The organism is Thioclava electrotropha (genome assembly GCF_002085925.2).
Lineage (GTDB): Bacteria > Pseudomonadota > Alphaproteobacteria > Rhodobacterales > Rhodobacteraceae > Thioclava > Thioclava electrotropha.
Genome location: NZ_CP053562.1, coordinates 3,750,149 through 3,774,481, shown reverse-complemented (window position 1 = coordinate 3,774,481; position 24,333 = coordinate 3,750,149). Strand labels below are relative to the sequence as shown.

General features: G+C 60.7%; 20 protein-coding genes and 1 other annotated feature. Of the genes, 11 read left to right on the top strand and 9 right to left on the bottom strand.

The window, feature by feature from the left end; translation table 11 throughout:
* Positions 1-29: 29 nt before the first annotated feature.
* The 3 genes from AKL02_RS17940 to AKL02_RS17930 form a co-directional block, all read right to left on the bottom strand.
* Positions 30-1,379, bottom strand: a complete 1,350-nt coding sequence (locus tag AKL02_RS17940) for a hypothetical protein (RefSeq protein WP_078549217.1) — start codon at positions 1,377-1,379, stop codon at positions 30-32.
* A gap of 492 nt (positions 1,380-1,871) precedes the next feature.
* Positions 1,872-2,528 carry a LuxR C-terminal-related transcriptional regulator gene (locus tag AKL02_RS17935; protein ID WP_083078256.1) on the bottom strand — a complete coding sequence of 219 codons (657 nt, stop codon included), beginning with the start codon at positions 2,526-2,528 and terminating at the stop codon, positions 1,872-1,874.
* A complete protein-coding gene (locus AKL02_RS17930) occupies positions 2,529-4,694 on the bottom strand; it encodes an ATP-binding protein (protein ID WP_083078257.1) in 2,166 nt (721 codons plus the stop codon). It abuts the gene before it with no gap.
* A 147-nt stretch (positions 4,695-4,841) separates the two neighbouring features.
* Here AKL02_RS17930 and AKL02_RS17925 point away from each other — a divergent pair, with 147 nt between their 5' ends.
* The 3 genes from AKL02_RS17925 (at position 4,842) to AKL02_RS17915 (ending at position 8,778) form a co-directional block, all read left to right on the top strand.
* A complete protein-coding gene (locus AKL02_RS17925) occupies positions 4,842-7,292 on the top strand; it encodes an autotransporter domain-containing protein (RefSeq protein WP_083078258.1) in 2,451 nt (816 codons plus the stop codon).
* 383 nt (positions 7,293-7,675) lie between these two features.
* Positions 7,676-8,086, top strand: a complete 411-nt coding sequence (locus tag AKL02_RS17920; protein WP_078523463.1) for a GFA family protein — start codon at positions 7,676-7,678, stop codon at positions 8,084-8,086.
* 344 nt (positions 8,087-8,430) lie between these two features.
* On the top strand, positions 8,431-8,778 hold the full coding sequence (locus AKL02_RS17915) for a VOC family protein (RefSeq protein ID WP_083078259.1): 348 nt from the start codon (positions 8,431-8,433) through the stop codon (positions 8,776-8,778).
* 693 nt (positions 8,779-9,471) lie between these two features.
* Here the strand turns inward: AKL02_RS17915 and AKL02_RS17910 are convergent.
* Together AKL02_RS17910 and AKL02_RS17905 are read right to left on the bottom strand one after the other, a co-directional pair.
* Entirely contained in the window at positions 9,472-10,089 is a 618-nt protein-coding gene (locus AKL02_RS17910) for an NAD(P)H-dependent oxidoreductase (RefSeq protein WP_083078260.1), read from the bottom strand.
* 36 nt (positions 10,090-10,125) lie between these two features.
* Positions 10,126-11,658, bottom strand: a complete 1,533-nt coding sequence (locus AKL02_RS17905; RefSeq protein WP_083078261.1) for an FAD-dependent oxidoreductase — start codon at positions 11,656-11,658, stop codon at positions 10,126-10,128.
* A 66-nt stretch (positions 11,659-11,724) separates the two neighbouring features.
* Here AKL02_RS17905 and AKL02_RS17900 point away from each other — a divergent pair, with 66 nt between their 5' ends.
* The gene (locus AKL02_RS17900) at positions 11,725-12,216 is read left to right on the top strand and encodes a MarR family winged helix-turn-helix transcriptional regulator (protein WP_083078262.1); all 492 of its coding nucleotides are present in this window, start codon (positions 11,725-11,727) and stop codon (positions 12,214-12,216) included.
* A 151-nt stretch (positions 12,217-12,367) separates the two neighbouring features.
* On the opposite strand, the gene AKL02_RS17895 is transcribed toward AKL02_RS17900, so the two are convergent.
* Complete coding sequence (locus AKL02_RS17895; RefSeq protein WP_083078263.1) at positions 12,368-13,078, bottom strand: IclR family transcriptional regulator; 711 nt, start codon at positions 13,076-13,078, stop codon at positions 12,368-12,370.
* A 146-nt stretch (positions 13,079-13,224) separates the two neighbouring features.
* Here AKL02_RS17895 and AKL02_RS17890 point away from each other — a divergent pair, with 146 nt between their 5' ends.
* The gene (locus AKL02_RS17890) at positions 13,225-14,046 is read left to right on the top strand and encodes an antibiotic biosynthesis monooxygenase (protein ID WP_083078264.1); all 822 of its coding nucleotides are present in this window, start codon (positions 13,225-13,227) and stop codon (positions 14,044-14,046) included.
* A 12-nt stretch (positions 14,047-14,058) separates the two neighbouring features.
* Positions 14,059-14,409, top strand: a complete 351-nt coding sequence (locus AKL02_RS17885) for an EthD domain-containing protein (protein WP_083078265.1) — start codon at positions 14,059-14,061, stop codon at positions 14,407-14,409.
* A 272-nt stretch (positions 14,410-14,681) separates the two neighbouring features.
* Here AKL02_RS17885 and AKL02_RS17880 read toward each other — a convergent pair whose 3' ends face one another.
* Positions 14,682-15,545, bottom strand: a complete 864-nt coding sequence (locus AKL02_RS17880; protein WP_083078266.1) for an SDR family oxidoreductase — start codon at positions 15,543-15,545, stop codon at positions 14,682-14,684.
* Between the two features lie 116 nt (positions 15,546-15,661).
* Between AKL02_RS17880 and AKL02_RS17875 the strand changes: the two genes are divergently transcribed.
* Positions 15,662-16,561 carry a LysR family transcriptional regulator gene (locus AKL02_RS17875; RefSeq protein WP_083078560.1) on the top strand — a complete coding sequence of 300 codons (900 nt, stop codon included), beginning with the start codon at positions 15,662-15,664 and terminating at the stop codon, positions 16,559-16,561.
* Between the two features lie 103 nt (positions 16,562-16,664).
* Here the strand turns inward: AKL02_RS17875 and AKL02_RS17870 are convergent, their stop codons facing one another.
* On the bottom strand, positions 16,665-17,552 hold the full coding sequence (locus tag AKL02_RS17870) for a LysR family transcriptional regulator (protein ID WP_083078267.1): 888 nt from the start codon (positions 17,550-17,552) through the stop codon (positions 16,665-16,667).
* Positions 17,553-17,589: 37 nt separating this feature from the next.
* Between AKL02_RS17870 and AKL02_RS17865 the strand changes: the two genes are divergently transcribed.
* The 3 genes from AKL02_RS17865 (at position 17,590) to AKL02_RS17855 (ending at position 21,618) form a co-directional block, all read left to right on the top strand.
* Positions 17,590-18,411 (top strand): SDR family oxidoreductase, encoded by an 822-nt coding sequence (locus AKL02_RS17865; RefSeq protein WP_232621664.1) that lies wholly within the window; start codon positions 17,590-17,592, stop codon positions 18,409-18,411.
* A gap of 694 nt (positions 18,412-19,105) precedes the next feature.
* Positions 19,106-19,158, top strand: a sequence feature (sul1 is cis-regulatory element that is thought to sense ions involved in sulfur or methionine metabolism; They are found in Alphaproteobacteria).
* 87 nt (positions 19,159-19,245) lie between these two features.
* Positions 19,246-20,730: a SulP family inorganic anion transporter gene (locus AKL02_RS17860; RefSeq protein WP_083078269.1), complete on the top strand. Its 1,485-nt coding sequence runs from the start codon at positions 19,246-19,248 to the stop codon at positions 20,728-20,730.
* Positions 20,731-20,742: 12 nt separating this feature from the next.
* Positions 20,743-21,618 (top strand): universal stress protein, encoded by an 876-nt coding sequence (locus AKL02_RS17855; protein WP_083078270.1) that lies wholly within the window; start codon positions 20,743-20,745, stop codon positions 21,616-21,618.
* A 310-nt stretch (positions 21,619-21,928) separates the two neighbouring features.
* Here AKL02_RS17855 and oiaX read toward each other — a convergent pair whose 3' ends face one another.
* The gene (gene oiaX, locus AKL02_RS17850; protein WP_083078271.1) at positions 21,929-23,173 is read right to left on the bottom strand and encodes a 3-oxo-isoapionate-4-phosphate decarboxylase OiaX; all 1,245 of its coding nucleotides are present in this window, start codon (positions 23,171-23,173) and stop codon (positions 21,929-21,931) included.
* A gap of 144 nt (positions 23,174-23,317) precedes the next feature.
* Here oiaX and AKL02_RS17845 point away from each other — a divergent pair, with 144 nt between their 5' ends.
* Entirely contained in the window at positions 23,318-24,268 is a 951-nt protein-coding gene (locus AKL02_RS17845) for a D-ribose ABC transporter substrate-binding protein (RefSeq protein WP_083078272.1), read from the top strand.
* Positions 24,269-24,333 lie beyond the last annotated feature (65 nt).

Sequence of the window (24,333 nt, the reverse complement as noted above, 5' to 3'; positions counted from 1 at the left end):
ACGAAGGGAACGCTTTCTTACGCCTTGCTTTACGGTAGTGAACCGGCATCGCCGAGATCAGTTGGTTCGAGTTCTCCCGGGTCCGGCGCAGCGCGCGACTTCACTGGTTTTGGTGGAGGCGCCTGCCATGCTTTTAGATTTGCTCCCACAAGATCGTAAAACTCTGGAACGATACGCTCAATGTCTTCGATAACAGTCCTTCGGCCTCCGAAACGCTTTCCGAGCCCTTCGATCATCAATATCTCAAATCCATGGGGAACGAGGTCCAAATTGTCGGTCTGAATTAGTTCCGGTTCTTCGCGTAGGAGCGAAATGGGCTTCATGGTTGGAGGGCAACGGCCCGGCCAAAGAGCGCGAACAAAAATCCGCTCGTCATTTTGGGGAAGCATCCTCAGCAGCCAATTGAGCCGCGCCTTTGTTGACTTTCGATCAGTCGGCGCTTTGACAGTCATCGAAACTGACACGGTTTTGCGCGCAATATCTGCACAGAGGTCGATATCTGATGCGCAATCTGGAACCCGGAGCTTCGAGGTCAGCATATGCGTTTCGACGATCGAGCTTATTTGCTCCTTCAATCTTGCTGCAGGATCTTCCCGGAGTTTGCGTTCAACGATGCTGTCAACGCGTGTCCCTACATGGCTCGACATGTGTAGGCATAGGTCGCGTTCTTCGGCGATCCAACTCGCGGCAGACGCTTCAACCTCAGAAGACGATTTCTTCAGCTTTTCGTCATTCGCGACCGATTGGACGATGTCTTTCCATTGAGCTGCCATTTGTGTGAAGCGTTCAACGCCAGTAGCTGGATGAGCCAAGAAGTCATTGAGCTGCGCCAAGAGATAGGACTGTTCAGTATCATCGACAGCGTTCTGATAACCGAGAATTTCGCAGATCGTGGCAAGCCAGGTCCAGGACCAGTGAAAAAGTGAAACCCTGCGCAGAAGTGTCTTCGGGAGATTCACAGGGGAATGATCCGCCCGAGATACAAACTGATTTGAGACGGTAATAACCGCGTCGATCCCTTGGGCCCGAGCAATCTCGACGTAACGTTGCACCTGCTCGACATCGAGATCGTTTTTGCCGATTTTCGCCTCGATCAAAGCAGACCATCGCGTGCGTCCGGTGTCGATTACAATCAATCCGTCGGGCCGGCAGTTCGCAAAATCTTTTTCCCGAAAAACTACCTCCGTGAAGGCTTGAACCTTGGTGCGTTTCCCAACGCGCACGCCGGTTGAAGCTAAGACTTCCTGCGCCAGCGCGGGGATTTGCGTCATCACAGCGAGGAATATCGAGGCCACACGTTTTTCCTTACTCGTTTCGGCAAGGACCGGGAATAAACGTGCCTCATCACCGCTTGAGAGGAAATCAGGTAATTCTTTCATCACTAGCTCTCCGAGAAATGTATTCAAAGGCTAGCAACTCGAAATCGAACCGTCTACTTTCCTGATTTTCAGGCAGTGGGCTGGCGATTGTGGGCTTTCCAAACTGTTCTAGATTAGAATTTCGGATCGAGGAGTGGCCATCCGCTGCACACGGCAGCGATGGCGACTATCTGCTGTGAGCAGCCTCTGGGGCAATAGGGGCGGATTCCGGTCGTTCGCTGCAGACGCAAACCGCTTTAGCCGCCAGATCGAAAGAGGATGTTCAACTCGAACCATTTCCCGAAATTGCGCCGCGCCGCGGCAAGGCGGCTTCGGGCCCGGAGCTCCATCCCAGCCATTTCAAGTCAGAGATTTGATGGGCAGCCCTGCTTGATCGCACAGGCCGGGAAAATTCAGCCGAGCCAGCCAAAATCTGTAAACACGCTGTCATAAAATAGACTTCGATGCGCGGAACACTCTTCGCGCATAGACCCGCGAGAGCAGATCAAAAGCTCAACACTCGCCTGGAACGCCACTGGTCAAGCCGAGCATCGTCGCATGCCACGCAGCCTCCGCCCGCGAGGAAATGCCGAGTTTCTTGTAAATGGACTTGATGTGGGTGGCGACCGTATTGCCGGACAAGCCCAACAGGGCCGAAACATCGGAATTGCGCATGCCACGCCCAATGAGGGCAAGAACCTCTCTTTCTCGTGCCGTCAAGACTTCCTCGTCGCCGACAGCTGGGCCCGTGCGTCGAAAATGCTCAATGATGCGACGTGCAACCGGCGGCGAAAGCGCCGGAATGCCCTGAGACAGTTGCGACAGCTGGAGGATGACCAGCTCGGCGGGTTGTTCCTTGAGAATGTAGCCATCCGCCCCCGCAGAGAGCGCTGCAACGATGTTTTCGTCACCTCCCAGAACGGTGGTGACCACATAGAGCCCCCGCGTGGACCGGGTCCGCAGGGCGCGCAACACGTCAATGCCGCTCCCGTCGGGCAGCTTCAGGTCGATCAGGGCCAAATCATAGTCATTCTGACCTGCCGCCGATAACCCCGCCTGGCAGGTTGCGGCCAGGTCGATCTGAAGCGGGCCGGGAAAGGAGGCCTGTGCGATGTCGTGCAGCCACGTCCGCGCTTCCGCCAAATCTTCAAGGATCAAGGCGCGCATCATTCAAATTTCCCCCAGAAGTTCGAGCTGCCCCGAGGCCTTGAGCCCCGGCGCCGCATCCTCGAAAGCAATATGCCCCCCCAGGGCCAGGATTCGAGCGTTGATATTGGCAAGCCCGTGGCCCTGATCTGGCGCCTCGGCCGGCAGGCCGACACCATCATCGCGCACCGTGAACCGAAGTGTGCCGTTCCGATACGTAAGCCGCACATCGAGGCTGCGGCCCTTCGAATGGCGTAGGGCATTGCTCACCAACTCCCGCAGAACAGACCGAAAGCCATGCGCCGCACCGGAGGCGACGAAGGCGGCCTCGTCGTCACAGGTCGTGTCCCATGTCAGCCGGATATTGGCAAATTCCAGACGCTCGGAGGTTTCCAGCCGCAGATCCGCGAGCAGATCCCCGATGCTCAGGCCGCCGCGCGCCGCGTTCTTCACGATGTCGCGCATGTCGGCAATCGTGTCTCGAATAAGCGTGTCCTTGCGCTGGTCCGTCTTGCTGTGTAGCGCCGAAAGCAATTGCGCCCCGAGATTGTCGTGCAAGTCGCGCGCGATGCGGATGCGTTCGTCCTGCATTCCGCTGCTATAGGCATTCCGGCTGCTGATCGCATGGGCCAGCATGGTGTGGATTTCGGTGGCGAAACGCTGGTCTTCCAGATTAAAAAGGGCGCGTCCAGTCCTTGCATAGGACAGGCGCAGCGGATCAAGCTCGGACACCCCAGGAATGATCAGCGAGACGCCTTCATTGACCAGCCGCGGATGCGATTGTTCGGAGCCGGTATCGATGGCGATTTCAAGCGGTTCAAAGCAGTCACGTAGCACCTGTTGCCATTTTCCCTGCCGCAACTCGTGGGGCGCGAGCGCCACGTCCACGATCCTGTTGAAGATTGCATCGCGCGGCATCCGGCTTTTTGGCGTAAGCCAGACTGCGAGCCTTTCGCGCAACGGTAGATAGATCCACGCAATCGCCGCCAGCGACAGCGCGAAGGCCGCCGGACGGCTAAGCGAGACAACGTAGATCAGCACCGCATCAATCATCACCAAAAGCGCCACGGCACCGAAATAGAACACCAACCGAAACGTCACGCGATCGAGATCGAAAAGCTGATACCGGGCCACGCCTGCCGCGACGCCCATAAATAGAAGCGCGAAGAGGGCAAAGGCATAACCTTGCGACAAGACCGGTTCGGCGGAGAACAGGGGCGGCACGAGAATAAACAGGACGAAGCCCCCCGCCCCCGCTCCGACCGACAGCGCGAACCAACGCACGGCAGCCCTCGCGGCCGGGTCTCCGGCGGTCTTTACGAATTGAGCGATGCCCGCCAGCACGATGGCCAGCATCAGCAGAACCGCCGGAAGATGAAAAAGTTCTGCTGGTCCAAGCGGGAGGGCGCGTGCCGTCTCCACCACCCAGACCCCGGCGAAGAAGACGGTAAGCCCCCACAACAGCCGCATGGACACCAGCCTGACCGGGTAGACGAGCAGCAAAGACAGCATCGCAACCCCGAACATCAGGGCCCCGGCGTGGTTGAGGGCGCCAAGCCACCGGAACAGGGCCCCCGGAAGGGCCAGTTCCCGTGTCGAATAAAGCGCCGCCGCAAAGGCGGACAGCATGACCCCGCCCCCCGCGATGGCAAGCAGCCGCGCGGGCAACTGGCCCCGGCGCAGGCTCAGCACCCAGACCCCGATCATCGCGCTGACCATGCCCGACAGGATCTGCACCCAGAACACGGGCGGAAGGCTGGTGATCGGGCGGCTTGACCGGGGCACGACGGTGAAACGCGCCGCATCGTCTCCGCCGGTTTCAAGAATGACCTGCGGTGCGCGGATAAGCGTGTTCAGCTTCTGCTGGCGGTCGAGGAACATCCGCATCGCGACGAAGTCCTCCGCCACGTCCGGCTCCTCGACCATGTCGAAGGCAACCAGTGGCATGCCCGAAAGCGCCACGAGGGGCGCCCCGACGAGACTTGGTGGAAGAACCTGTGACGCCGGTCCGTCCGGGGCGATGGCCCGGATCATCACCGCACGCGCCTCGGCTCCCGTTTCCGGCTCAGCTGAAAGGCGCAGGCCCATCCATGGCTGCGCCAGAGCCACGAAAACCGTGAGCGCCGCGATCAAAGCGCACAGAACCGCAGTGCCGATCAAAATCCTGACCGGCGTAAATCGTCGTGCCAAGTCGTTCTCCGCCGTCCGCGCCTCATGAAGTTGCACTTGAAAAAGACAAGCTCGCCAGAGGCTTCTCACCTGTTCAAGTGATACCCACACCAACCAAACAAACTTAGTGTCGCCTTAGCAAGGGATTTGAATACGGGACGAAATAAAATGACAACCATCGGTAAACGGCGCCGGTTCATGGGGACTTCGGCGCTTCTGTCCGTGTGTCTTCCTTTCTGCAATCCGGCGTTTGCAGACGTGAACACGCAACTCGAAACCATCACCCCGGCGGAGGATACGCGCGCCTACTACGGGGACACGCCTGATCCACGGGACGAGAACTACAGCTACAGGTTGACCCACGAGGCCGTCGTGGGCGGGATGACAGCGGACGGCAACGCGTTCGTGGGAACCGTTTACCGCAACTACTCGAACGCCATCTACGCCGGGTTCGAATGGACCGAGACGGGCGGCGTCGGGCCTGCGGGAAATGCCGCCGCCACGACCCCCTCCGAGGCCTATTACTACTTCACGGCGAACGACATTTCGGCAGACGGATCCGTTATCGTCGGCAAGGCCGCAGGCGGCATTTCAAATCATCCAGGGGTTCAGCGCGCCTATCGATGGACGGCTGCGGAAGGGTATCAGGATCTTGGCACCGTGGATCGGACGGCCACGTTCGGCCAGTCCGATGCCCGCGCCGTTTCCGGCGACGGCCGCACCGTCGTCGGCTATGACCGCGCGCTAAATGGCAGCGAAACGGCGTTTCGATGGACGCAAGAAACCGGCATGGTCAGCCTTGGTTTTCTACCCGGACGCACCTCTTCCGGAAATGACTGGGCGCGTGGCGCGTCTTGGGATGGCAGCGTGATTGTCGGACAGGCAACCGGCGCCCCCGAGGGCTCCTTTGGCGCCAGCGCCCTGAAACCGTTCCGCTGGACCGAGGCAACGGGGATGGAACAGTTGTCGATCCCGGCAGGCAACAACCCCTACGCGCTCGATACAGGTTACGCCAGCGACGTGTCGTGGGACGGGCGCGTGATCGTCGGCGCGATGCAGCCGGGCGGCGTCTATGGTCATCGCGCCGTGCGCTGGACCGACGGCACCATGGCCTTGCTGGGCACGCTGCCCGAGGTAGAGGCGGCCCAGGCGGCGGACATCTCCGAAGCGCTCGGTGTGTCCGGCAATGGCGACGTCATCGTCGGCTTGGTGAATGGCTTCGACAGCCGCACCCATGGCTTCCGCTGGACCGAAGACGGCGGGATGCAGACTGTCGAGGACTGGCTACGCGACAGTGGCGCGACGATTGACGCATCAGTTCCCGGCAGCTCCGAAATCACGCTGACGGCAGTCTCGACCAATGCGGACGGATCGGTCGTCGTCGGGATCACCCGCGACAGCGAGACCTATATCGCCCGTGGTAACGGAACAGGCTCTGCCGCCCTGCCCGGCTCTGGCGACACCGGCGGAGGTGACACCGGCGGAGGCGATACCGGCGGAGGCGACACCGGCGGAGGTGGCACCGGCGGCGGCGACACCGGCGGCGGCGACACCGGCGGAGGTGACACCGGCGGAGGCAATACCGGCGGAGGCGACACCGGCGGAGGTGGCACCGGCGGCGGCGACACCGGGGGCGGCGACACTGGCGGAGGCGATACCGGCGGAGGCAATACCGGCGGCGGCGTGGGCATCATTACGGTTTCCAGCCTGGGTTCCAGCCTCGCGACGACCGGTGCCGCAAATACGACGACGACCCGCAGCCTCGGTGTCATCGTCAATGGCGCAGGCTCGCGTCCGCTTGACCGACGTGTCGAACAGGGGCGCTCCATCTTCTGGACGGGCGGCGATTGGGGAACGGACCAGATCGACGGCAAGGACGGTCGCTTTGGTCTTGGTGAGGTCGGCTTTGGCCATAACTTCGGCGCGTTTCAGCTGAACGGCGTGGTCGGCACGATTGCCAATCATCAAGACGCGATCCTTGGCGGGAAAACCGAAACCCGCGCCACCTATGTCAAGCTCGAAGCTCTGCGCCAGTTGAGCGGCACGGACGACCGCGGGCTTTGGGCCGCGTTCACGGCCTCGGGTCTGTGGGGCACGGCCGAGCTTACGCGCGGCTATCTCGTGGGCGGCGGCGCGCTCGACACGTCTCGAGGCAAAACGGATGTCGAAGCCTACGGGATCCGCGCTCGCCTCCAATACGAGAACATCGTGCCGATGATCTCTCCCTATGGCGAGCTTTCGCACTCCAAGTCATGTCTTGACGCATATAGCGAAAGCGGGGGCGCATTCCCGGCCGCCTTCGACCGGCTCTGCGACGAGGCAACGGAACTTCGGCTCGGTTTCGATGCGGAAGTGCCTTTGTCCAGCAGGATCAACCTGCTCGGCACGCTTGAAGGGGTTCACCGTTTTCAGGACAGCGGCTCTAGCGTGACGGGCGAAGTGATCGGCATCGGCGCCTTCGACCTGGGTGCGCCGGATTACCAACAGGACTGGCTGCGCGCCGGCCTGGGTATTTCTGCGGATCTTGGTGGATCGAAACTCAGCATCATTGCTAACGGCACCACCAAAGGTGAAGCGGCAGATGCGTGGATCGCCGCGAACTGGAGCATCAAGTTCTGAGACACGATAGCACAGTCGGCCAGACACCTTTGCGCCGACTGTGCGTCCCTCTAATGGCATGTGTGAATGCGTTTTCATCGGCTATGAGCCGTCGAACGGCTCTGTGCGCACAGCATCGTTACGCCGAACCTGATGTCGTGCGAGCTGCGAATTGCAGGAAGGTCCGACTTGTGGCGCTATCCAACCCAAAAATGCGGCAAGACGCACGAACGACGTCTTCTGGCCGTCCTCGCCAGATGATCGCCTCGCCCAGGTGGGCTGATCCCCGCAGCGCTCTATGACCGGTTCGAGCCCCTTTTGACCGTGATCCAATACGCGGATAAAGGGAGGTAACGAAAATGCATTCGACTGGCTGCGGGGCGTGCCTGTCGGGAGGTGTGTGAATGGACGACAATCCAGCCATCGGACAATGCCTGTGCGGCGCCGTGAAATTCCGCATATCGGGAAAGTTCGAGAGCTTTTTCCTGTGCCACTGCGCCCGTTGCCGCAAGGACAGCGGGTCGGCCCACTCGGCAAACCTGTTTTCGTCCACGGCCAAAATTACATGGATATCAGGTGAGGAAAACATCAAGACGTTCCGGCTCCCCGGTTCACGCCACGTGAAGAGCTTTTGCTCCGACTGCGGGGCCGCGCTGCCTGTTTCCCAACCGGAGGTTGATTTGCTTGTGGTGCCAGCAGGATCGCTTGACAGCCGGATCGACATGCGACCCAATGCGCATATCTACTGTTCCAGTCGCGCGATTTGGGACAACGACCTGGCCTCCATTGAGAGTATCGACGGGCTTCCCGGCTGAACGGTCGCGCCGATAATGCATCTCGGACAACAACCAGACGACAAGGGCGCGACCGTCGGCTTCGTCTCGCACACCGACGTTTTAATCGAAAAGTGCTGCTCGGCACGTGAACGGCTGCCTCGAGGGGCCGCACCGCAGCATTCGGACCGCGATGCCAGGGTCGGCTCAGGGCCGAGAGCGTCGATACGGTCGGGCGAGTCTCACGACAGGTTTGCCGCGACGCCGCATGGCCGCTTCGAGCCCAAAGTTGCTGCAATTTTCATGGCGGGTTAGCCTACGAGCGGACCAATATCCGCCTTTGGGAGACACAACCAGTGAATTGGAAACCTGTAGATTACCCTTCAATGAGCCCCTATTTGATTTGCGCTGATGGGGATGAAATGATTACTTTCGTGGAGCAAGTCTTCGGAGGAAAGCTTCAGCGACGCTTCAATCGACCGGATGGATCATTGATGCATGCGGAAGTCCGGATTGACGACAGCATTTTGATGATCGGCGGAGGAGCAACCTCAGCCCAGCAAGTCGCGCCGCACATCCATGTTTATGTTCCAGATGCCTGCGAAGTTTTTGACCGAGCCGTTGCCGCGGGAGCAACTATCGTTCAGGAACCTCAGAGAAAGCGGGACGATGATGACCTACGGGGAGGCGTCCAGGACGCCTCCGGGACGACGTGGTGGATCGCGTCTCAATAGCCACGTCGGTAGAAATTTGTCTTAGCGCAACAATCGCTTCTCTGCGAGGCGGCCGAACTTTCAGCAATTTTGCGTGAGCCTGAACGGCAGCTTCGTCCGCATTGCCGACCTTGGCACGCCAAACCATGCCGCATGAGGCACCGATGGCCGGTTTGGGGAAGCTGCGCCGCGGCAAAGCCGAACCTAGCGAAGGTCGGGATTGGGCCGAATGCAATTGACTAGCCGTTGGAGCTCATTTCGATTAATTTGAGACCCTGTCAAAGTCACCCACGAAGAAAGCGTTCGCCGGACTGTCAACCGGAGTAAAGCTAGAGGAATACGCAGGGTCAATCCTCAAGCAAGTTTTGGCGATGGGCGAAGGGGTTCACACCACAAAACTAGGCCAAGAACGTTTGCATATCGGCGTTGAGCCGATGCTCTTGGCCTTGGCTATGGAGTTTGCGCTCAAGGCCTGGTTTGTATGGGATCATGGCCGGGTAAAGACGCCCATGAGGAGCAGCAAACCGCCCGCTAGTTCGATAAGCCTGCGACCCTTCGGGACTGAAGCGAGCTCAAGGGCATTCATAGGGCCTGAAGGGAAATCGACGTATTTCGCAGTGCCATGTTGGAGAAGGGAGGGCGCCGACATGACGCGCAGGGTGGACAGGAGCTACGGTTGCCAAGGTTGAAGAAACTTCATGGGGTCCTCGTAGCCTATTTAAGTTTGCGCATGCGGTCTTCGATCATAGCGAGCCATGCGCGCCGCTTTTCCAGCGATCTCGATTTGACGTTGCTCAGCGAAATCCACCGCCTGTTCTTGACGCCGATCTTCCAGAAGGTTCCGCGCAGCAGGGCCTTTGGAACCGCGTTGCCGAAGATCAGCCGGTAGGCCCAGGAGGGGGTGTTCATCGTGGTGATGACCGTGACGCCGCGCAACTTCTCCATGTAGCTGACCATGCCGGTGCGGCCTTTCTCGGTGTAGCCATAGGTCAGCCCCGGGAAGATCACCTTGTCCACGAAGCCCTTCATCCGGGCTGGCATGAGCTCCCACCAGATGGGGAAGACAAAGACGATGTGCTCGGCCGCCAGCAGGCGGTCGCGATAGGCCAGCACCTCCGGATCAACCAGGGCCGCGGCCGCATCGGGATCATTGCGCCCGAGAGCAAAGGCCCGGAGGTCCTTGTCGCGCATGACGGGGTCGAAGTCATCCCGATCGAGGTGAATGAGGTCGAGCTCGTGTCCGCCCGCGGCGAGGCCGGTGCGGATTTGTTCGAGAATGGCGGCGCAATAGCTGCCTTCGTAGGGATGGTTGAAGATAACCAGAATTTTCATGGTCTTGTATCCTTTGGAGGAGGTCTCGGGCGAAGGTCAATTGGCCGCGGGTGCCACGCGGGACGTGAAACGTTCGATCGCAGCGGCGCGGCCACAGGTCGCGATCTCGCCGATGTAGCCGTCCGGCCGGATAAGGATAAGCGTGTCCCTCTCAATGCCGTAGTTGGCGCGGAAGGAGCCCTGCGGATCGGTCAATGCGAGCGCGTCCCCGGCCGTTCCGTCGATGGCCACGCGGGTCAGCGCTGCTCCGGTATCCGGCCAGTTGATGGCCGCGAGGTCCGCCCGGGCCTCCTGTCCGACGGCGATCAGCGTGAAGGCCGGGCCGCAGGTCACCTGGAAGAGGCGCCGCGCTGTGCCGTCCGGGCCCGCGAGCGTCGCGTCGGGCGCACGGTCCCCAGCCTTCAGCTTCGCGGCTTCCCCGGTATCGGAGCCGGCCAGCGGGCCGCCCGCGTAGGATATGCCGAGCTGTTTTTCATCCGCGCCCCGCTTTATGCTGGCTGGATCGAGCCGGTTAAGCGCCTCGTATTTAGCGGTCGACAGGCCCAGCACTCTCGCGGCGATGGGCTGCCGCTCTGCCTCGTAGCTTTCGAGCAGCGCATCGGGCGCACCGGCCAAGACTTGGCCGAGCTTCCAACCCAGATTGTAGGCATCCTGCACGCCGGTGTTCAGCCCCTGGGCCCCCATGGGCGTGTGAACATGCGCCGCGTCGCCCGCCAGGAACACCCGGCCCTCGCGATAACGCGCGGCCAGCCGGATATTGGGGCGGAAAACAGTCTTCCACTGGATGTCGCTCAGCTGAAGCTTGCCGGAGCGGGTCTGTTTCCGGAATCTCTCGTTCAGCGCCGCGTCGGACATGTCGGGCGCCTCGCCGGGCTGCAGGCGGATCATGACTTGGAAAAGGTCGCCATGCGGCAGCGGACAGGCCCCGGCGAACCGGCCCTTGAGGCCGGGCCATACGTGCCAGTGGTCGCGTCCCAGCCCGTCGATCCGGCAGTCGAGGATGATCATCCGGTCGGCCTCGTCGGTTTGGCCCTCGAAGGCAATACCCACGCTCTTTCGCACGAGGCTGGCGCCGCCATCTGCACCCACGAGGTAGCGGGCGCGCACTTCTTCGGGTCCGGAAGGCCCGTCGATCCGCGCGGTCACCCCGTCGTCATCCTGCGCGAGCCCAAGAAGCTCCGTGCCATACTCGACCCGGACACCGAACGGCGCGAGTTGTTTCTGGATGATGGCGTCTGTGCTGAACTGCGGGATCAGCCAAGTTTCGCGAAAAGGCGTGCCGTCGCTCCCGGGCGCCGGTTTGAACATCCGCTTGGGAATTCTGACCGGGCCGAGGTGAATGCCCAGCGGGGGGTAGAGCGACCCGGCGGCGAGGATGTCGTCCAGCGCGCCGATATCTTCAAAGAGCTCGAGCGAGCGGGGCTGAATGCCCTTGGCGCGAGAGCCGGGGAAACCATGCGGGCTCTTGTCGATGATGCGTGTGGTCACACCTCGCCGTGCGAGGTCGACGGCAAGGGTCGACCCCGCCGGGCCTGCGCCCACGATGAGAACGTCGAGATCCTTGGTCATTTGCGTGTCTCCACGATATGTGCAAAATGCACATACATTAATGCCTGACAGTGATCAAGGAGAAATATGCAAAATACACACATTCCGGCACTCACGCGCCAGCTGCACATCGCGCTGCTCGACATCATGGCCGTGATGAACAACCCGAAGGTGGACGAGGCGATGGTCCGCGCGGCCGGGCTGTCCCTCGACCGCGCCCTCTTCGCGTTGCTTGTCAGCGTCGAACGGTTCGGCCCCCTGGGGATCGTGGAACTGGCAGACCGCGTGGGGCGCGACTACACGACCGTTAGCCGCCAGGTGGCCAAACTGGACGAGCTCGGCCTGGTCGAGCGGCGCGGCAGCGCGCGCGACCGCCGCGTCCGCGAGGCCAGCATCACTCTGGCTGGCAAGGAGATGACCGACTTTGTCGATGCGGCCCGCGCCAGAATGGCGAGCGAAATATTCGAGTCCTGGGAGGAGGAAGATGTTGGGGACCTGGTTCGGCTCGTCCAGAAGTTGGCCAAGGGCATGCGGGAAGCTACCGCCTCCTCACCGCATGACACGTCTCAAGGCAGCTGATCGGGATGATGAAGTGGACCTCCACTGCAGCTGAACCGAACGGCCAGTGTGGGCCGATCAGGTCTATACGGCGGCTCTTGCCTAACGAAAGGCTCACCGCGCTGCCGCAAGTCCGCTCCGAGCCCTTCCGCGACATGCGGTATTCTCTACCCTAAGCGGTATCTCCTGCGACCGCCGCGAGCTCGCGCATGATCTGTGCCGTCTCGCCCAAGCGCGTGGCGGTCAGGCGGCTGCTCGGCCCGGCGAGGCCGAAGCCCGCGCGGATCTCGCCGTCGTCGCGCCAGGGGACGGCGACGCAGCTCAGGCCGGGGAGCCAGTTCTCGCGGTCGAGGGCGAGGCCGCGTGCGGCGATGACTTCGATCTCGGCTTCGATGCCGGGACCGATGCGATGCGCGTGGACCTCGAACATCCGGCGGCGCAGGGCCGGGAGGAATGCGAGGAAGAGAAGACCGATGGCCGAGCCCGCCATCGGCAGGCGTTCGCCGCGTTGGCTCGAGGCCCGCAGCGTGCGCGGGCTCTCGATCGCGTCGAGGAAGTAGACTTCGTCGCCAGAGGGCACGGCGAGGAAGACCGTCTCAAAGGTGCGGGCCGCCATTTCCTCGAGCACGGGGCGCAAGCGGCGGCGCAGGGCATCGTCATCGCCCACCACGCGGGCAAGGTTCAGGATGCGATCCCCGAGGTGGTAGCGCATGTCGCCAGGTCGACGGCGGATATAACCGGTGTCTTGGAGAGTTCTGAGGATGTTGTGAGCGGTCGTCGTCTTCAGGCCCGTCCTGGCGGCGATCTCTCCAAGAGAGGCGGCGCCGCCTGCATGGGCTATGGTGTCGAGCACCTCGAGGGCGCGGGTGACAGATTGAATCATGGGCGGCCAGTATTTCCATATCGCTGAAGTTCTGAAAAAATGTAGATGAAACATCCATCTATTCCAGATTTTGGCGGAACGGATCTCGTCAGGCTCCTGTTGGCCCCGTGACTGCCGCAGCGCGGCATTTCAAGACGGAGACAACCATGACACGCACAATGATTGCGAGGGCCACCCCGAAGGCGGGGCAAGCCGAGAGGCTCGAAGCGCTGGTAGAGACGCTCGCGCGGCAGGTGCGCCGCGAGGCGGGCAACATTCGCTTCGAGGCCTTCACCGAGGAAGGCGGTGCGGTGGTGATGCTCGAGGAATACCGCGACGAAGCGGCCTTCAAGGCACACCTCGCCCAACCCCATACCCAAGAGTTCAACGCGGCGCTCGAGGAGGCTGCGACGGGAGGCGGATCGACCGTGACCGATCTCGCCACCTTCGCCGACGCGAAGCCAGCGGCCCCGGGGGTCCGTGGGGTTGATCACGCGGGCCTCACGGTTCCCGACATCGACGCCGCGACCCGTTTCTTTTCCGAAGCCTTCGGAGCAGTCACGCTTTACGACGTGCTGCCGGAGGATGGGCCTGACATGGAAGGGGAGGGTCCGCAGGCCGAACTCGGCCTCTCGCCGGGCACGCGGATCACCCATATGCGCCTTGTGCGGATCGGGAACGGACCGTGCCTCGAACTCTTCCGCATCGAGGGCGGGGAGCAGTCCGAACCCGCGCGCCTTCAGGACCTGGGGCTTACGCATCTTGGATTATACGTCGACGACGTCGAAGCGGCCTGCGCCGCCTTCGCCGCCGCCGGAGGCACGTTGCTGAAGGGCCCGCATCCGCTCGCCAACAACGAGGACAACGACGGCAATGCAGGCATCTACGGCCGCGCCCCTTGGGGCACGCTGATCGAGCTCCTGACCTATCCCGGCGGCATCGACCTGCCCGAGGGCGCCCCGGCGCCGCGCTGGACCCCCAATCCCTAAAGGAACGATCCGATGATCAAGATGACGATGCTGCTCAAGCGCAATCCAGATATCGACCACGCCGCCTTCGTGCGCCACCACCGCGAGACGCACGGGCCGCTGTTCCGCTCGATCCCCGAAGCCGAGACCCATGTGCTGCGCTATATCCAGACCCACCCGACTGATGGAGATTTCCCCGTCCCGCTGGCCGACTTCGACGGCACCGCCGAGATCTGGTTCGACAGCCCAGAAGGCATGCGTGCCGTGCTCGGCTCCGAGACCTACGAGCAGAAGGTCTTTCCGGACGAAAAGACTTTCCTCGACCATGAGAACACGCTGATCCTCGTGGGCGCGCAGACCGAGATTATTGAGGAAAGGGGATAAGCAGGATCGCGGGAGGCTCAATGCGCGGAGCGGCGTAGAAGAATGCCTGCTCCGTCCGCTCTTCCGACCGTGGCGTGCCAGATCGTGCTGCGCGACGCCACGGATGGCCGGTTTGGGGGAGCTGCAACGCAGCGATGGCCGTCCTTGCGAATGTCCGGATAGGGCCGGAAACCGACGAGTCAGGTTGTTCGGGCAGGGAGTTGCCGTTAGCTGCTCCTGCAAGAGTTCCGCCTTGGGTCACCCATGTGCGCACTCAACAGCGCCGTTCGATTTTATGCCAATGCGCGGGCCAAGACGTCTCGCATCAGGCGTGGCGCGCGGCCGAGAATGCGTGCGAGCGTTGGATCTACGACGGCAAACTCCCCTGCTTTTGCGGCGCGATAATAGCCCTGAATGACGCTTCTAACGGGGGCAGGCACGCCCACGTTCTCCAAGTTCTGGAGCAGTGTCTCTTCACTGATCGTCTCGCGAGTTACCTTCTTTTCGGTCAATGTGCTCGCCATCTGCGCAAGGTCAGCAAGATTAAGGGCTTCACTGCCTGTGAGAGGTGGTGTTGCGCCTTCAAATATTTCCTGCCCGGCCAGGAGACGCGCATCAACTTCTGCCAGGTCGTCGTGGGTCGTCCAAGCCACTTTGCCGTCCGCAGGGCCTACCAAACGACCGCTCGCAAAGCCATGCACGTTCATGCCCACAGCACTCTCTGCGTAAAAGCCATGGCGCAGCGCGGTCCAAGCCAGCCCAGAGGCTGCCAGAATCTCTTCGGTTGCGGCGTGGTCGCGTGCCGGTAGGAACTGGGATTGCGCGCTGCTGGCGGTTTGGCTGGTGTAAAATATCCGTTCAACGCCAAGCTCTTTTGCAACCTTTATGGCTGTTTCATGGTGCTGGAGCGGATCTTCTCCATAGGTTCGCGCATTCGATGACACAAGCAAAACCCGGCGTGCCCCTTCCCATGCATAACGTAGGCTATCCGCATCTGCGTAATCACCTTGGCGCACACGCACGCCGCGCGCGGCCAGCCACGCCAGCTTTTTCGGGTCGCGGACACTGACCCCGATTTGTGCCACAGGAACGATGCGCAAGAGGGCCTCCACCGCAAGACCACCCAATTTTCCCGATGCACCCGTGACGATCAGCATTCTTCAGTCTCCCGACAAATATTGCGCGCCACAGGCGCAGTGGATGTTGATGCTCAATGGAATAACTGTTCTTTTGAGGACGCATAATCCGCTTAATTGAGAATAGGTTGTTCTGTGTGAAGAACAGTGTTTCCCCCGACGATCTCTCTGTCTTGCTGACGGTGCTGCGCGAAGGGGGCTTTCGTGCCGCGTCTCGCAGGCTCGGGATCGCCCCCTCGAATGTCAGCGCCACCGTCACGCGGATTGAAGCGCAACTTGGCACACCTGTTTTGCGTCGCACGACGCGAAGCCTGCATCTGACCGATGCGGGGCAGCTCTTGGTGGATCGCGTGCGCCCTTTGTTGTCCGCGTTGGAGGCTGCGTGTCACGAGGTGGCAACGCTTGGGGCGCAGGTGCAAGGTCGGCTGAAGCTAAACGTGCCGGGCGCGGTGATGCCCGACATCTTGCCATCGCTGCTCGCGCACTATCGGGCACGCTACCCGAATGTTGAGGTGGAAATCGTCGTTGAGAGCGGTTTGATCGACATCGTGGCCATGGGCTATGATGCGGGCATTCGCTATGGCAGCGTGCTTGAGCAAGATATGATTTCAATTCCGATTGGACCACGTCGACAGCAGATGGTGTGTGCCGCGTCCCCCGAATACCTAGAGGCGCGCGGGGTGCCTCAAACCCCAGAAGATCTTACCGCACATGATGCGATCCGATATCGGTTGGACGATGGCGCGATGCTGCCTTGGGTTCTGCAAAACAAAGGACGCTCCGTGCGTGTTGAACCAAAAAACGCGCTCATTCTCAGCGTCGGCGCCCTCAACACCGGCTTAAAATATGCGCAATCAGGGTTGGGGGTCATACACACCTTCCATAATTGGATTGGCGATGATTTTGACGCAGGACGCCTTCTGCCTGTTCTGCCAGACTGGCGATCTGAGCTGGATGGGCCACGCCTTTACTACCCCAATCGCTTCACCCCCGCTCCGTTGCGGGCGTTTATCGAGATATGTCAGGGTGAAAGCTAAGCGCGACGCCAACCTCTGGTGCGGCGTCGTGACGTTATTGTGTTTGACACTGCTGCGCAGGTCGGCGTTCCTCGCCTATTGGGTTGAATATAACATCTTGCCTTTAAGCTGCCGTAAATGCTCTTTCCGCCCAATCGATAAAGGCCCGAACCCGCGGAGACTGGTGGCGCGCCCGCGGATATAGGATCGACACGGGCGACGATGGTGGCGGAGTGTTGCTAAGCACTTCTATGAGCCGTCCAGATGCCAAATCATCTGCGCTGGAATAGCGGGGCTTCTGGATGAGCCCCAACCCAAGGCGTGCGCATTCGACAAGTGTATCCGCAGACGTCACCGTCACCGGCGTTGGCAATGTGACGGTCTTTCGCTCGCCTCGCTGAATAAACTCCAGTGGCAGGACCGTTCCTGCTGCGGTGGATCTGAACCCGACCATCTGGTGACCGTCCAGCGCAGTAAGCGTTTGCGGAGTGCCGAACCGGTCCAGATAGGCGGGCGATGCACATGTCACCTCTTCCAGGCTCGTGAGTTTGCGGATGATCAGGTCACTATCGGCAGGCGCGCCCACGCGCAGCACGCAATCCACACCTTCACGGACGAGTTCGACAAGGCGATCCCCTTCGCCGATCTGGATCTCTATATCCGGGAACCGCGCCAGAAAATCGGGTAGTGTCGGCAATAAAAAATGTCGTGCAAGAATGCCGTGAACATGGACACGCAGCTTGCCTTTCGGCTTAGCGCCCGAGAAGGCAGATTCCGCATCCTCCATTTCTGACAAAATTGACAGGCAGCGACGGTAAAAATCTTCCCCGTCCAACGTCGGGCGCACAACCCGTGTGGTGCGATGGAGCAGGCTGACCCCCAAACGATCCTCCAGCCGCTTGATCGCATCTGTGAGCGTCGAGCGTGGTAGCCCTAGATCGCTGGCGACCTGCGTGAAGCTACGCGCCTCTACAATGCGGGTGAAGACGTTCATCGCGTCGAGGCGGTCCATCATATTGTCCGATCAAATCGAATAGTGATGTCAAACTATGCCTGATTTTCGAAAGAATGTTCAAGGCTATATTCCGGGCATGACAGGCAATGTGCCTTTCTCAGACAAGGACGTGAATATGACCGATCCGACACACAAAACGGCCCTCGTAACCGGCGCATCTCGTGGCATTGGGGCTGCAATCGCGGCACGCCTCGCGCGCGAAGGGTTCGACGTCGTCGTCAATTACGCTGGCAGCGAGGACGCCGCAGCCGGTGTCGTGCGTAAGATCGAGGCACAAGGAGGCCGCGCCATGTCTGCAAAAGCCGACGTATCAGACGCCTCTGACGTAAAGCGTCTGTTCGATTGTGCCGAGACGAAATTCGGGGGGGTCGATGTCCTGGTAAACAACGCAGGCATCATGAAACTGGCCAAGATCGGAGACAGCGACGACGACCTGTTCGACACACAGGTTGCGGTGAATTTGAAAGGCACATTCAACACCTTACGCGAAGCTTCAGCCCGCCTGCCGGACGGTGGCCGCATTATCAACCTGTCCACATCTGTTGTTGGCCTCAAGCTGGAAACATATGGTGTCTATGCGGGGCTCAAAGCGGCGGTCGAGACGATGACCAGCATCATGGCCAAAGAAATGCGCGGTCGTAACATCACCGTGAACGCAGTTGCTCCGGGACCAACTGCCACCGCCCTGTTTCTGGATGGAAAGCCTGAAGACCTCGTTCAGAAAATGTCAAAGATGCCGCCATTGGAACGTCTTGGCACGCCAGAAGACATCGCCAATGTAGTGGCGTTTCTTGCGGGGCCCGATGGCGGTTGGATAAACGGCCAAATACTGCGTGCCAACGGTGGGTTGCTTTGAGCAGGGTTCCCCAAACTTGAAACAGAATAGCGCCTTTTTCGCATCTGCCTAACTATAGGTTTGGTTGAGCGGCTCTCAAAAACCGACGTTGCGTAGTTTCAGCGAAAGCAATGAAACGGGTCAATGTCTGCTTCGGGGAAGCTACGATGCAGCACTTGGACATCTGGTCAATGGCAGCTAAGGGCCGGGAGCTACCCACTCGTTGGTCTGGGCGGGAAGCTCCGTCCTCTTCGTGAAGATCTGCTTCCATCTCAGCATCCGTCTCGTCTTTGCCCTTCAGGACACCAGTGCTCGTGAGATGTAAAGTGACGATCCGCCTCGAAGATCGGGAAGCGGGCGCCGCCAAAGGCAGGCATTTCGAGTGCACCAAAGATTGCTCTCGGCGGCGCTGACGAACTATAGCGCCTCCTGTTCACCGGTATATTGCTCGTAGGGTGGGTCGGTATGAAGTGACCAGACACCGCAACGGGCTTTGGAAGGCTGTCGTGTCTTCCTCACCTTCACCAAATAGGACGGCTTTGGCGCAGGCGACCTGTGCCGAGTTTTCATCGACCGTCTGACACTGCATATGGCGTCCGCTAAGATGCCAGACTAAAGAATGTGAGAAAGCCAGCGCTCAATAGCATCGTTACCTTACGTTCCATCAAATGCTTGCAGGCACCTCAACTATCGCTTAGGTGCCCACTCACACTAAGTTGGACCCGGCACGCCGGGTGGCTCGGCCCGGCGCCTATCCCCGGGATAATCTTCAGCATCACGTCCAAATAGTGCCGTAACAACGCTGCACGCTCGGGCCTCGCCCTGTTAGATGCTATCTTAGAAATTGAGTGACACATGCCAAGTCTCGCCTCTATTCGAAGCGACTGGTTCGCGACACCCCGTGCGGACATCCTCGCTGGGATGGTCGTCGCCCTTGCGCTAATTCCTGAAGCGATCGGCTTCTCGGTGATTGCTGGGGTTGATCCGAGGGTCGGCCTTTATGCTTCCTTTTCGATCGCTGTAATCATCGCATTCACGGGCGGTCGCCCCGCGATGATCTCCGCTGCCACAGCCTCAGTTGCCGTGGTGATCATCCCTCTCGTGCACGATCACGGGGTCGAATATCTATTCGCCGCCACAATTTTGATGGGTATCTTCCAGGGCATCGCGGGGCTCCTGCGCCTGGATCTGCTGATGCAATATGTCTCTCGATCAGTGATCACCGGCTTCGTGAACGCACTGGCGATCATGATTTTTCTGGCCCAGATGCCACAGCTTATGCATGTGACAAACGTCACCTATCTGATCGTCGCAGCCGGGCTCGCGATCATCTACCTGTTCCCGTATCTGACGAAATCAGTGCCTTCGCCCCTGGTTGCGATCATCGTCCTGACCACCGTCACCATCTATGGCGGGATCGATGTGAACACCGTCGGCGATATGGGCAAACTTCCGCAATCGCTGCCGTTTTTTGCGCTGCCGCAGGTGCCCTTCAACTTGCAGACGCTTGAGATCATCGCGCCCTATTCGCTGACCATGGCGGCGGTGGCGCTTCTGGAATCGATGCTCACCGCCCAAATCGTGGATGATTTCACAGACACCACGTCGAACAAGGCGCGCGAGATGCGCGGTCAGGGGATCGCGAACTTCTTCACCGGCTTTCTGGGCGGCATGGGCGGTTGCGCCATGATCGGTCAATCGGTCATCAACGTGAAATCCGGGGGCCGGACGCGCCTATCCACCTTGATCGCTGGCGTATTCCTTCTCTTTCTGCTGGTCGTTCTCAATCCGCTTGTGGCTCAGATCCCGATGCCAAGCCTCGTCGCCGTGATGATCATGGTCTCGATCGGCACGTTTTCCTGGCGCTCCATTGGTGAGCTGCGCAGCAACCCGTGGCAGTCGTCGATCGTCATGGTTGCGACGGTGATCATCGTGATCTGGAGCGATAACCTCGCCGCTGGTGTGGTGGTGGGCGTCGTCCTGTCGGGTCTGTTCTTCGCCGGCAAGGTGCGCCGGTTGTTCACCGTCTCGACATCGCTGTCCGAGGACGGGCGCACCCGGACTTATCGCATTTCAGGCGAGGTCTTCTTCGCATCCTCGGAACGTTTCGTGGATGCCTTTGATTTCAGAGAAGTTCTGGACCACGTCATCATCGACTTGAGCGAGGCGCATTTCTGGGACATCACCGGAATTGGCACTCTGGACAAGGCGGTCATCCGGTTCCGGCGGGAAGGGACGACCGTCGATATCGTCGGGCTCAATGCCGAAAGCGCGCGGATGATCGATCGCTTTGCCGTGCATGACAAGCCGGATGCCGAGCAGCATCTGTCGGGCCATTGAGGAGGAAACACCATGCAGAACATTCTTGCCTGCGTTGATGCGTCAAGCTACGCGCCCAGCGTCTGCACCCTTGCGGCCTGGGTCTCGCGGAAACTCGCGCTGCCGGTCGAACTCCTGCACGTCGTTCAACGCAAGGACACAAGCGGCGCGCGACACGATCTGTCGGGTGCTATTGGCCTTGGCGTGAAATCGCGTCTGCTGGAAGAACTGACCCAGCTTGACGCGATGGAGGCCCGCCTGCAAATCGAGCGTGGTCGGCTGTTGCTGAATGGGTGCGCCGAGTCGCTCGAAGAAATGAACGCCCACGGTGTGACGCAGTTGCACCGACACGGCGACATTGTCGAGACGATCCTCGAGCGCGAGCAAGAGGCCCGACTCGTCATCATGGGCAAACGTGGGACCAGCCAGGAATTCGCCACCGACCATATCGGGTCAACGCTGGAACGGGTCGTGCGGGCGAGCGACCGGCCTGTCCTGATCGCGCCCAACAGCACCTCAACCCCTGAGGAAGATATGATGCGCGCGGCCGTGCTGGCCTATGATGGCAGCCCGGCGGCCGCTCGGGCGTTGGAGCGCTGTGCGAACTCGCCCCTGTTGAAGGACCTCCCTGTGACAATCGTTATCGCGACCTCTGGGCGCAAATTGACGCAGGACAAGGCAGAACAGATGATGCGCGAAGCGCGCGTGGCCCTGAAGGGGCGCGATGTCACAGCCTTGATCGAAGAAGGTAGCGCGGAAGAGGTCATTGCAAATGCAGTAAAGGCGACCCCAGGAGCCATCCTCTTGATGGGCGCGTTCGGGCACTCGCCCCTGCGCTCTTTGATCGTTGGCAGCACGACCACTGCGATGGTCCGCTCCAATTCCGTGCCGACGTTGCTGGTGCGATAACAGATGGATCGAAGCGCCATCGGCACCCCGCGCGGTTACGACGCTGGGTGTAACATCGTAGAAGGGCGACGCTGAGACGGTTCTATTGCGGAGCGATGCATAGATGTCCGCTTCGGAGAAGCTGCGCCGCAGAAAAGCAATTGGCTCTCAAGGTCCGATTAGGGCCGTTCACTGCGCCGAAGCAGGAAGGGCGCGAACCGGACATTCGCTGCGCCTGTCGCGGACGTCCGCTTAGGGAGAGCCTTCGAATGGCGGACCAAATAATCGGTTCTCTAAAGTCCCGGAAATCGCGAGCGCCTCTTAGAGCTGCTCACTCGCCCCACTTTGCGAGGGAGGAGGAGAGTTCAGGGTGTTCTTTTGCCATCTGTTTCAGGCTCAGACCCGCTTCCGCCGCCTGCCAGGCCTGACGGATTGCGCGCACGCCGGCGGCCGCGCCCATCGGGTGGCCGTGGATTCCGCCGCCGCCCAGATACATCAGATCCAGCGTTTGCCCGGTGCGCTCGTAGGTGTCGACCGCCTGACCGCCCCATTGCCCCGAACAGACCACCGGAAGGGGGCGATCCGCATCGGAGAACATGGGCGTCATCACGTCGCCGAAGCTGCGCACGAAGCTTTCGTCGGGCTCCCAGTATTTGGCGCGGATCCCGTTGATCTGGAACTGGTCGACGCCCAGCAGGCGCCAGATCTTCTGGTAGGCGCGAAACTCCATGCCGAGCCCCGGGTGACGCGTGAGGATGTCCCAGCCGTTGCGATGCGCATGCAGACAGAGCCGCGAGCGCTTGCGCAGGAAGCTCATGCCGCCATGCCCGATCGAGTTGATGTTCACCACCGCGGCAAGCCCGCCGCGATCGGCCACGTAATCATGCGCCTGCATCATGCGGTCGGGATCCGCGGACGAGATGCCGAAGGCGTAGACCACGCGTTTGCCGGTGCGCTGGTAATGCTCTTCGATCACCGGAAGAATGGCATCGACCCGCGCCTTGAGCGGCGCGTAGGTCGGGTTCATCATCTTCTCGTCGTCCTTGATGAAATCCACGCCGGCCTCGCACAGCGTCCGGACGACGGCGGCGGTCTCGTCGGGCGGAAGGCCCAGAGACGGTTTGATGATCGAGGCGATCATCGGGCCTGTCTCGACGCCCATGAGACGCCGCGACCCCGCGATGCCGAATTGCGGGCCGGGGAGTGTCGCAAACTCGGGCGGCAACTCGAAATCCATCACCCGGATACCCGTCAGGCCGCGCACCGCGTAGACTCCCCCGACCGTCACCGTCATCAGCGCCGCAATGTCCACGCCAATCGCATCGAGCGGATAGGCGATGGTCACGTCCGCGCGTCGGAAGGGTCCTGCCTCGTCGGAGGGAAAACTGGATTGCGAAACGCTCTCGAGCGGCGTGACGCTTTCCACCCGAGCCGCGAAGCGCGCCTTGAGGGCCTCGGTCTCTCCCGGGAGCTCGGTGAAGGTGCCGGTGGACTGATCCGCCGCGATCTTGGCCGCCATCGCTTCGGGATCGCCGGGGGTTTCCAGACGGTAGGTGACTCGGATGGCATCGGACATCACGCATTCTCCATTTCGCATCTTATGTCACCGCCAGCTGTAATGCTCATCATACCTGTTGACAACATGATTTTACTGTCGCAGTCTTCCCCCCATCAGCGAGGAGCCATCCATCGGGTGGGCTGACCACAGAGGAGGAAAACCATGAAATTCACTCGCCGCACCTTTCTGGCTGGCGCAACGGTCACGGCCTTTCTGCCGAGTCTCAAGGCCGCGCAGGCACAGGGAAAAGGTCTAATAGCCATCATCACACCGAGTCATGACAACCCGTTCTTCAAAGCCGAAGCCGTCGGCGCCGAGTCACGGGCGAAGGATCTCGGATACGAGACGATCGTGCTTGTCCACGATGATGATCCCAACAAGCAATCGGAAATGTTCGACACGGCAATCGCGCGCGGCGCGTCTGCGATCATTTGCGACAATGCCGGGGCAGACGCCACTGTCGCGCCGGTGCAGCGTGCGCTGGATGCGGGCATCCCGACCTTCCTGATCGACCGAGAAATCAAAGAAAGCGGCATCGCCATCAGCCAGATCGTGTCCAACAACTATCAGGGCGCGCAGCTTGGTGCGGAAGAATTCGTGCGCCAAATGTCCGAGGCTGGTCCCTACGTTGAGCTGCTTGGCCGCGAGGCCGATACCAATGCCGGCATCCGCTCGGCCGGGTATCACGATGTGATCGATCAGTATCCCGATCTCGAAATGGTGGCGCAGCAATCCGCCAACTGGTCGCAGACCGAAGCCTACGAGAAGATGGAAACGATCCTGCAGGCGCAGCCCGATATCAAGGGCGTCATCTGCGGCAACGACACGATGGCGATGGGCGCCTGGGCGGCCCTCGAAGCGGCGGGGCGCACCGACGTGATCGTCGTGGGCTTCGACGGGTCGAACGACGTGCGCGACTCGATCCTCAAGGGCGGCATCAAGGCGACGGTTCTGCAGCCCGCCTATCGTCAGGCGCAGCTCGCGGTGGAGCAGGCAGACGCCTACATCAAGAACGGCGAGACTGGCGAGCAGGAAAAGCAGCTTATGGATTGCGTGCTGATCACCAAGGAAAATGCCGGCAACCTCGAGACCTTCGCGCTCGCGGAAGCCTGAGCCAAAGGCAACAAGAAAGACCGCAGCCGGCGTTTGCCCAGGCTGCGGTCATTGCCGAACCGGAT

Excerpts from the sequence above, each read along its gene's own strand:
- AKL02_RS17885 (WP_083078265.1), top strand. The coding sequence starts at position 14,059 with ATGATCAAGATGACGATGCTGCTCAAGCGCAATCCAGATATCGACCAC.
- AKL02_RS17910 (WP_083078260.1), bottom strand. The coding sequence starts at position 10,089 with ATGAAAATTCTGGTTATCTTCAACCATCCCTACGAAGGCAGCTATTGC.
- AKL02_RS17915 (WP_083078259.1), top strand. The coding sequence starts at position 8,431 with ATGAGCCCCTATTTGATTTGCGCTGATGGGGATGAAATGATTACTTTC.
- oiaX (WP_083078271.1), bottom strand. The coding sequence starts at position 23,173 with ATGTCCGATGCCATCCGAGTCACCTACCGTCTGGAAACCCCCGGCGAT.
- AKL02_RS17865 (WP_232621664.1), top strand. The coding sequence starts at position 17,590 with ATGCCTGATTTTCGAAAGAATGTTCAAGGCTATATTCCGGGCATGACA.
- AKL02_RS17895 (WP_083078263.1), bottom strand. The coding sequence starts at position 13,078 with ATGATTCAATCTGTCACCCGCGCCCTCGAGGTGCTCGACACCATAGCC.
- AKL02_RS17920 (WP_078523463.1), top strand. The coding sequence starts at position 7,676 with ATGGACGACAATCCAGCCATCGGACAATGCCTGTGCGGCGCCGTGAAA.
- AKL02_RS17940 (WP_078549217.1), bottom strand. The coding sequence starts at position 1,379 with ATGAAAGAATTACCTGATTTCCTCTCAAGCGGTGATGAGGCACGTTTA.
- AKL02_RS17880 (WP_083078266.1), bottom strand. The coding sequence starts at position 15,545 with ATGCTGATCGTCACGGGTGCATCGGGAAAATTGGGTGGTCTTGCGGTG.
- AKL02_RS17855 (WP_083078270.1), top strand. The coding sequence starts at position 20,743 with ATGCAGAACATTCTTGCCTGCGTTGATGCGTCAAGCTACGCGCCCAGC.
- AKL02_RS17845 (WP_083078272.1), top strand. The coding sequence starts at position 23,318 with ATGAAATTCACTCGCCGCACCTTTCTGGCTGGCGCAACGGTCACGGCC.
- AKL02_RS17860 (WP_083078269.1), top strand. The coding sequence starts at position 19,246 with ATGCCAAGTCTCGCCTCTATTCGAAGCGACTGGTTCGCGACACCCCGT.
- AKL02_RS17925 (WP_083078258.1), top strand. The coding sequence starts at position 4,842 with ATGACAACCATCGGTAAACGGCGCCGGTTCATGGGGACTTCGGCGCTT.
- AKL02_RS17870 (WP_083078267.1), bottom strand. The coding sequence starts at position 17,552 with ATGGACCGCCTCGACGCGATGAACGTCTTCACCCGCATTGTAGAGGCG.
- AKL02_RS17935 (WP_083078256.1), bottom strand. The coding sequence starts at position 2,528 with ATGATGCGCGCCTTGATCCTTGAAGATTTGGCGGAAGCGCGGACGTGG.
- AKL02_RS17900 (WP_083078262.1), top strand. The coding sequence starts at position 11,725 with ATGCAAAATACACACATTCCGGCACTCACGCGCCAGCTGCACATCGCG.
- AKL02_RS17905 (WP_083078261.1), bottom strand. The coding sequence starts at position 11,658 with ATGACCAAGGATCTCGACGTTCTCATCGTGGGCGCAGGCCCGGCGGGG.
- AKL02_RS17890 (WP_083078264.1), top strand. The coding sequence starts at position 13,225 with ATGACACGCACAATGATTGCGAGGGCCACCCCGAAGGCGGGGCAAGCC.